Raw genomic sequence first — 537 nt, forward strand, 5'->3', positions numbered from 1 at the left:
CGTCAAGATACACAATACCACTAATCATAGAGTTTTGGTGGTAGTGTTCTTGTGCCCAGTCTTTATTATTGTGCATGTTTATCCAAGCACCACAACACTTTACACGTTGATGAAGATTCAAATACTTTAGATAGTTCTCTACATGCTTATCAATGATAGAAATCAATGGAGCATATTTCTCATCTTTATGTTTTCCAACAGAACTCATCCAACCATTGTTGTGACCATTTCGGTAGAGTTTCTCTTCTTTGTATGCAGCAACTACGCTGTCAGGAATCTCTATCTGTTCCTTGTATGCAATAGTTGGAAATAGTTTTAGAATTGCCATAACTCCCCCTCCTGGGATCGAACCAGGGACAAATTGATTAACAGTCAACCGCTCTACCGCTGAGCTAAGGAGGAATGAGTGGAGGATAGGAGACTCGAACTCCTGACAGCCTGCTTGCAAAGCAGGTGCTCTACCAACTGAGCTAATCCCCCACAAGCCTTCGACAAGATTTGAACTTGCGACCTGAGCTTTACAAAAGCCCTGCTCTA

Annotated in this window: 1 protein-coding gene and 2 tRNA genes; all 3 read right to left on the bottom strand. The window is 42.1% G+C overall.

The features are described from left to right. On the bottom strand, window positions 1-328 hold a 328-nt coding region (locus tag ACPGUT_RS16180; protein WP_423993140.1), incomplete at its 3' end, for a hypothetical protein. 2 nt (window positions 329-330) lie between these two features. Next, window positions 331-402: transfer RNA gene (locus tag ACPGUT_RS16185), tRNA-Asn, on the bottom strand. Window positions 403-407: 5 nt separating this feature from the next. Then, window positions 408-480 (bottom strand) — tRNA-Ala (locus tag ACPGUT_RS16190). Between the last annotated feature and the right edge of the window lie 57 nt (window positions 481-537).

The sequence above is a fragment of the Halocynthiibacter sp. genome, assembly GCF_049608145.1.
GTDB lineage: Bacteria > Pseudomonadota > Alphaproteobacteria > Rhodobacterales > Rhodobacteraceae > Halocynthiibacter.